Annotated in this window: 1 protein-coding gene; it reads left to right on the top strand. The window is 64.3% G+C overall.

Features of this window, described 5'->3' with window-relative positions:
• Positions 1–135: 135 nt before the first annotated feature.
• Positions 136–406 (top strand): hypothetical protein (locus tag GHO03_RS24800; RefSeq protein ID WP_153400713.1); only part of this gene is annotated, 271 nt, incomplete at its 3' end.

The following is a 406-nucleotide window of genomic DNA, read 5'->3' as shown; positions in this document are numbered from 1 at the left end:
GGGTAAGGATGGCCGCTCCTACTGGCCCATCAAGCGCCAGGCCGCCACGGCGGATCGCATTGCCAACCACAAGGGACGCAATCCGCAAGAGCGCGCCTCCCTGAAAAAGCGTCTGCTGCGCAAGTGGATGAGCAAATGAACCTGTCCACCATCGAGGCGCTGGCTATCGCTTGGGCGCGAATCGCTGAAGAAGCAGAACTCCCAGCCGGCTACGAGGGCACGGCGACGCCAGAGGCGCATCGGGCCTGCGAGGTGATCCAGGAGCGGATTCGAGAGCACGTCGTCGCCACCAATGACATGCGGCTGTTCGGCCTGCTGCACCTGCTTGGGCAGGCGTCGCTGCGCATGGAGCAAGCGCTGTGGCCGGAAGAATATGCGCGGATGACCCGCGAGGTCGAGGAAGCTC

The sequence above is a fragment of the Pseudomonas sp. FSL R10-1339 genome (assembly GCF_009600545.1).
Lineage (GTDB): Bacteria > Pseudomonadota > Gammaproteobacteria > Pseudomonadales > Pseudomonadaceae > Aquipseudomonas > Aquipseudomonas bubulae.
The sequence above is the reverse complement of the archived record's forward strand: the minus strand, read 5'-3'. Positions and strand labels throughout refer to the sequence as shown.